The following is a 6,180-nucleotide window of genomic DNA, read 5'->3' as shown; positions in this document are numbered from 1 at the left end:
AACCTTGACAGTGAAACAGCCAGCGCCGGTAATACGCCCTGATAGCTTTACTGTAACAGGAACAGGCACACGTACAACGCCAAGTATATTAGACAATGACGATGTAGTAAATCCTGACGGTAGCACAACAAGTGCAACAGGTAGCAACGTAACAATTACTAATGTGGTAGTAACTCCTACCCGTCCTGGTTACCCAGTACCAACAGTAAATCCTAATGGTACTATAACCATACCAGATAATGCTGCGCCAGGTAATTACACAATTACTTACGATGTATGTACTGTAGCAACACCTACAGAATGTACTAGCGGAACAGTAACCTTTACAGTAGTTCCACAACAGCCTACATTGGTGGTAAATCCAGACCCATTGGTGGTAACAGGTACGGGTACCCGTACAACGCCAAGCGTACTTGACAATGACCACTTTGTATTGCCAAATGGAACAACAACAAGTGTAACTACTTCATCGGTAACGATAAACAACGTAGTAGTAACACCAAGTGCGCCAGGTACTTTGTCACCTACATTGAATCCTGACGGTACTATAACAGTACCAAATGGTTTAAGACCTGGAGTATATACTATCACTTATGATATGTGTGTAGCATCATCTACTTGCGTGAGTGCAACAACTACGCTTACAGTAAGACAACCTGCACCTATCATTAACCCTGATAGCTTTACTGTAACAGGTACAGGCACACGTACTACACCAAGTATATTTGACAATGATACTTTTGTAAATCCTGACGGTAGTACAACAAGTGCAACAGGTAGCAACGTAACAATTACTAATGTAGTAGTACAGCCTAATCGTCCTGGTTACCCAGTGCCAACAGTAAATCCTGACGGTACTATTACCATACCAAATAATGCTGCGCCAGGTAATTACACGATTACTTATAATGTATGTACTGTAGCAACTCCTACAGATTGTACAGAAGGAGTAGTAACCTTTACGGTAGTTTCGGATACAAGTGCATTGCCAATAGCAGAGAATGATAGTGCACAAACCTTTATAGGAACGCCTGTAACAATAGAGGTATTAACTAATGATACACCTAACGGAGCAGTAACCCCTGTAATAACTATCACCCCTGCAAAAGGTACAGCAGTAGTGAATGCAGATGGTACTATTGAATATACACCTAATAGAAACTTTGTAGGCATAGATAGTTTCGTATATGAATTATGTAACGCAGCAGGTTGTGCAACAGCAACTGTAAGTGTAAAAGTAGGTTCAGAAATTATCATCTACAACGGGGTATCTCTCAATGGTTCAGACGCTAATAACCACTTCCATATAGGAGGTATAGAGAATTATCCAAATAACAAAGTACGTATATACAACCGTTGGGGTGTAGAAGTATTTAGTGTAGAAGGATATGACAACGTAACGAAAGTGTTCACAGGACGCTCAAGTGCACGTACCACAGTGGAAGCTGGTGATCGTTTGCCGCAAGGTACTTATTACTACGTGATAGAGTATCAAGACTTATCTGATAAGAAACAAACGGCTTCGGGCTGGTTGTACTTGAAGAAATAAGTATATTTAATATAGTTTTGCCGAGTGTAATAGCTCGGCAAAACTTATATTTAAAAATAAGCTATAAAAATATTAAAATTATAACATATTTGGATATGAAAAAAAGATTATTATGGGTTCTGACTTTATTTTCAGGCATACTTTTTGCTCAACAAGAGTCGCAATACACACAGTATATGTACAACACTATGCTGTTCAACCCAGGGTATACAGGTTCTCGTGAAGTAGGAAGTTTCTTTGGAATGTTCCGCACCCAATGGGTAGGGCTAAAAGGAGCACCTACTAACGGAAGTATTAGCTATCACCAGCCTATGCAATCTATGCGCAACGTAGGCTTAGGAGGAAGTATCTTTCGCGAAAGTATAGGACCTCAAAACCAAACCGCTCTAAACGTAGCTGTATCATACACTATCAATTTTGAAAACTCAAAATTAGTGTTTGGTTTGCAAGGAGCAGGCAATATTTTTGAAATAGATTATGACGAACTAAAGAAACAAGATGCAAGTGATGCATCACTCAGTGGTAAAGAGAGTGTATTCTCACCTAACTTGGGAGCTGGGTTCTATTGGTATACCAATAAGTACTACGTAGGATTTTCAGTACCTAATATGCTTGAAACAACCCACTACAAAGGCAATGCGGTATCAGTACTCAAAAATTCACAACACTTATACCTTATAGGAGGTTATGTGTTCGATTTAAGCGACACTGTGAAGTTTAAACCAGCAGTGTTAGGAAAAATGTCTTTTGGGGCACCTTTGCAAATAGATGGCTCTTTGAACTTTATGTTTAACGACAAATTTGTGATAGGGGCATCTTACCGCTGGTCGGCAGCATTGAGTGTAATGGCAGGCTTCCAAATAAACGATCGTTGGTTTGCAGGCTATAGCTACGATTTTGAAACCACCGACTTGTCTAAATACAATTCAGGTTCGCACGAAATATTCTTGCGTTACGAATTGGTAAAAACATACAAGAAGATCGTTTCACCACGTTTCTTCTAATAAATGAGAACTGTTATTAAATACAAAAATATAAACTAAGGAGATGAAAATACTTACTTTTTCAATTGCTGCACTACTTACTACCTCTGTACTAGTGGCACAACCACGTGAGTTACAAAAAGCTGATGAGCTTTATAACAATTATGCTTATGTGGATGCCATTAAGATTTATGAAAAGATAGCTAAGAGGGGTTATGAAAGTCAGGAGCTATTAGAGCGCTTGGGGAATGCTTATTATTATAACGCTGAGTACAAGAATGCTTTGCCTTGGTATGAAAAACTCTTTGAAGAAGGCAAGTACAATGTGAAGCCAGAGTACTATTATCGTTATGCACAGGCACTAAAAACTGTGAAACGCTACGAAGAATCGGATGCGCTGATGGCTAAATTCTCTGAATTGACAGATAACAAGGATAGTAGAGCCATACTTTTTGAAGAAAATAAGGACTATCAGAAGGTAATACAAGGAAACTCTGGTCGTCTTGAAGTGCACCCTGTGAGTATTAATACAGAATTTTCTGAGTATGGAGTAGCTTTTTATGGTGATAATAAGGTAGTATTTACAGCAGCGAATAGCGCAAAGGCTACTCGTTGGAGTGTATCGAAATGGACGGGTGAGAGTTTTTACGACCTTTATATAGCTGATTGTGATAAAGAAACACTTACGAACAAAAAATTGTTTTCTACGGGAGTAAATACCCCTTTTAACGAATCGACTGCAGCTTTTACCAAAGATGGTAATACGATTTATTTTACACGAAATAATTATGTAAATAGGCGAGTAGGCTCGGATATGGAAAGGGCAATACGCCTTAAAATATTGAAAAGTACCAAAGATGCTAATGGACATTGGGGAAATGTAACTGAGTTGCCTTTTAACAGTGATGATTATAATGTAGCTCACCCTGCGCTTTCTCCTGATGGAAAGTATTTGTACTTTGCTTCGGATATGCCAGGTTCATTAGGGGATTCTGACATCTTCAGGGTGAAAATATTGGGGGATAACCAATACGGCAAACCTGAGAATTTAGGTAATGTTGTAAATACAGCAGGGAAAGAGTCTTTTCCTTTCGTGTCTAAAAACAATATATTGTATTATTCATCAGACGGCTTTCCTGGTTTGGGAGGGTTGGATATATTTGCTGTAAAATTCTACGAAAATGGTACTGTATCTAAACCTATCAATATTGGTATGCCTGGTAATAGTGCTGATGATGACTTTTCGTTTGTAATGGATAGCGATACCCGAATAGGTTTCTTGAGTTCTAACCGCCCAGGTGGAAAGGGTAAAGATGATATTTATAGTTTTTATGAAGAAAAGCCTTTGGTATTTGATTGTGAAAAGATGATCAAAGGGGTGCTAAAAGATTCGGAAAACAACGATGTGATAGCTGATGGATTGATTATCCTTTCGGATAAGACAATGAAAGAGGTGGCACGACAAAAAACAAAACCTGACGGCTCATTCTCATTTGATAAAGTAAATTGTAAAGACTTGTATTACTACTTGCGCGCCGAGATAGGAAAATATGAAACTACAGAAGTGCTTGTTGACTTGAGTGTAGAGGGTGATGTATTCTACGAATTTTTGATTAAGCCACGTGAAATTACTATAGATAAGGATGTGGATTTGGCAAAAGTATTGAATATTAAGGAAATATACTTTGATTTGGATAAAGCGGATATACGAGAAGATGCAGCAGTGGAATTGGCTAAGATTGTAGAGGTAATGAAGGAACATCCTAATATGAAGTTGGATATACGTTCTCATACCGATAGTCGTGGTGCTGATGCTTACAACCTTAAACTATCTGATAGGCGTGCAAAAGCAACCCTTGAATGGATGGTAAAACAAGGCATAGAGCGTAATCGTTTAAGTGCTAAAGGTTATGGTGAAACTCAGCCTGTAAATAACTGTACTAATGGTGTACCTTGTACAGAGGAACAATATCAGGAAAATCGCCGTAGCGAATTTATCATAGTAAGTATGGAATAATGTTTGACAAATATAAAAAATAACTAAAAAAGTTGCCTGAAAGTATTTTATAAGAAGTACTTTTGGGCAGCTTTTTTTTATTACAAATATTGTTGTTATTATTTTATTTATTATCTTTGCGCCACAATATTACACAAAGATTATCACAAGAAAGGGAATGGAAGATTCTGAAAAAGAGATGACATTTTTAGACCACCTTGAAGAACTGCGCTGGCATATTATACGTGCGGCTGTTGCAGTACTCTTGGTATCGGTAGTGGCATTTGTATGGAAAGATATTGTATTCAATATTTTATTTGCGCCCAAGCGAGGTGATTTTATTACTTACAGAATGTTCTGTTCAGTGGGTCATTTCTTTGGTTTTGAGAGTGATTTTTGTAATAGTGAATTGCCTTTTACGATACAAAGCCGTACTATGGCAGGGCAGTTTTCGGCTCATATATGGACATCGATCTGGACAGGGATTGTAGTATCATTTCCGTACTTGCTATACGAGCTTTGGAAATTTATAAGTCCGGGACTTTATGAGAATGAGCGTAGTTTGGCAAAGGGATTTATACTGATAGCTTCGTTATTATTTTTTTTAGGGGTGCTGTTTGGATATTATTTAATAACACCACTATCTGTAAATTTTTTGGGTAGCTATTCGGTGAGCCCAGAGGTTGTAAATCAAATAGATATAGATTCCTATATATCGGTGGTGCGCTCATCAGTATTATCGTGTGGTATAGTCTTTGAGCTGCCTATCATTATTTATTTCTTAACACGCTTAGGCATTGTAACCCCTCACTTTATGCGCAAATATCGAAAGCACGCCGTAATAGTAGTACTAATCATAGCTGCAATTATCACTCCCCCCGATGTAGCAAGCCAAATAATTGTGGCGATACCTATAATGATTTTATACGAGGTAAGTATTTTTATATCGGCTTATGTGTATAAAAAAGAACAAAAAAAGCTAAAATTAAATAGTTAAATGAATTGTAATACCTATTTAGCGCAGCTTCCCGATGTAAAGGCGTTGCGCCAGCTTTGCAAAGGCAGGGCAGTATTAGATTGGATTATTTGTGGACACGAGTATGAAGTATATCATACTTACTACAAAGCGAAAGAAGAGGAGTATGAAGGTTATGAAGCCCAGTGGGGGCACGGATTTGAAGATGAAGTGGGCTCATCATTATCTTTTTATTTTACAGAAAAAGCCTGCCTAATAGTGCCTTCTAACAGTGCTGAAGACAGCAAAGGGGATAACAACCGAGATTTTGAAAAGCGGATACCTAAAGTATTCTTACCCTACTACCGCAAACGTTTTCGCGATGCTGACATTCCTTTTGTAATATATTCACTTGACGGGCAACATTGGCAATGTGAAGAAAATTTCCCCGTAGAGGAACATATAGAAATGTTTAACCAAATAACTACAGATCCTGCTAAATACAAGGAGTGGGCAGAGGATTATTTGGGTGAAGATGCCTATTTGCAAGAGGTAATGGATGAACAAACCATTACAGATATTTACGAGGGAAAAACACTTACCGAAGAAATGGTTTATAGCCTTGTTACACAGGTATATGATTGGGTAGATTTGGAAACAGAACTCAACGAAATACCTTATCGTTTTTCGTTTTAAT

At 38.0% G+C, this 6,180-nt stretch carries 5 protein-coding genes; all 5 read left to right on the top strand.

Features of this window, described 5'->3' with window-relative positions; all coding sequences use genetic code 11:
* The coding region (locus J4N46_RS09925; RefSeq protein ID WP_208059156.1) for a T9SS type B sorting domain-containing protein at positions 1-1,549 on the top strand (1,549 nt) is incomplete at its 5' end.
* 95 nt (positions 1,550-1,644) lie between these two features.
* Positions 1,645-2,553, top strand: coding sequence for a PorP/SprF family type IX secretion system membrane protein (locus tag J4N46_RS09920; protein WP_009415472.1), 909 nt, complete (start codon positions 1,645-1,647; stop codon positions 2,551-2,553).
* Between the two features lie 43 nt (positions 2,554-2,596).
* Positions 2,597-4,549, top strand: coding sequence for an OmpA family protein (locus J4N46_RS09915; protein WP_208059155.1), 1,953 nt, complete (start codon positions 2,597-2,599; stop codon positions 4,547-4,549).
* A 157-nt stretch (positions 4,550-4,706) separates the two neighbouring features.
* Positions 4,707-5,525 carry a twin-arginine translocase subunit TatC gene (tatC, locus tag J4N46_RS09910; protein WP_208059154.1) on the top strand — a complete coding sequence of 273 codons (819 nt, stop codon included), beginning with the start codon at positions 4,707-4,709 and terminating at the stop codon, positions 5,523-5,525.
* On the top strand, positions 5,526-6,179 hold the full coding sequence (locus J4N46_RS09905) for a hypothetical protein (protein ID WP_208059153.1): 654 nt from the start codon (positions 5,526-5,528) through the stop codon (positions 6,177-6,179).
* Position 6,180 lies beyond the last annotated feature (1 nt).

This window comes from Capnocytophaga bilenii (genome assembly GCF_017565765.1).
GTDB classification, from domain to species: Bacteria; Bacteroidota; Bacteroidia; order Flavobacteriales; family Flavobacteriaceae; genus Capnocytophaga; species Capnocytophaga bilenii.
Note: the sequence above shows the minus strand (reverse complement) of the source record. Positions and strands in the feature narration are given on the sequence as shown.

What these genes read in the sequence shown, in the direction of transcription:
- J4N46_RS09915 (WP_208059155.1), top strand. Translation starts at nt 2,597, where the DNA reads ATGAAAATACTTACTTTTTCAATTGCTGCACTACTTACTACCTCTGTA.
- tatC (WP_208059154.1), top strand. Translation starts at nt 4,707, where the DNA reads ATGGAAGATTCTGAAAAAGAGATGACATTTTTAGACCACCTTGAAGAA.
- J4N46_RS09920 (WP_009415472.1), top strand. Translation starts at nt 1,645, where the DNA reads ATGAAAAAAAGATTATTATGGGTTCTGACTTTATTTTCAGGCATACTT.
- J4N46_RS09905 (WP_208059153.1), top strand. Translation starts at nt 5,526, where the DNA reads ATGAATTGTAATACCTATTTAGCGCAGCTTCCCGATGTAAAGGCGTTG.